Raw genomic sequence first — 572 nt, forward strand, 5'->3', positions numbered from 1 at the left:
GGCACACAACATAAAGCAATGTTAGAAAATCTCTTTTTAAAAGACAAAAAAGACGAGATTACTTTGCAAAATTTAATCTGTGAAGTGATTAATTATGCAAAGTCTCGTCATATTGAAAAACTAATGACTTGTATTACGTCCAATCATATTAGTGCAAAGATTTTTTTCACTGCACTTGGTTTTGAAACTTTAGGGATTGAAAAAAACTCATTTAAAGTAGATGATACTTATTTCGATGTTCATTGGCTACTCTATGATATTAAATAGCCAGGATAATGATTTATTTATTGGCATCATCGATTGTAGGATCAACCATATCTAGAAATTCAAATTTTCCATGTGTATAAATGAATTTTAAAATACAACAATTTCCAATGATATATTGATTTGCCATATCATCACCTATCCATTTTCTTAAAAAAACCTGAATGGCTGTACCATGGCTTACCGCTAAGAATGTTTTTCCATTAGAGGACTCTAATAAATTACTTAATGTCGTGACGATACGATGTTCAACTTCATTTTTCGTTTCTCCTCCGAAAGGGCGTAGTCTAGTTCCAAAAATATCGTGT

General features: G+C 30.9%; 2 protein-coding genes. One reads left to right on the forward strand and one right to left on the reverse strand.

Annotated features, from left to right (window positions below):
- Positions 1–267, forward strand: a 267-nt coding sequence (locus HMPREF3131_RS10045; RefSeq protein WP_141738210.1) for a GNAT family N-acetyltransferase, incomplete at its 5' end; no start/stop codon positions are given.
- A gap of 13 nt (positions 268–280) precedes the next feature.
- Here HMPREF3131_RS10045 and HMPREF3131_RS10050 read toward each other — a convergent pair.
- A partial coding sequence (locus HMPREF3131_RS10050) for a histidine phosphatase family protein (RefSeq protein WP_141738213.1) occupies positions 281–572 on the reverse strand: 292 nt, incomplete at its 5' end.

This window comes from Staphylococcus sp. HMSC14C01 (genome assembly GCF_001808085.1).
Taxonomy (GTDB): domain Bacteria; phylum Bacillota; class Bacilli; order Staphylococcales; family Staphylococcaceae; genus Staphylococcus; species Staphylococcus hominis.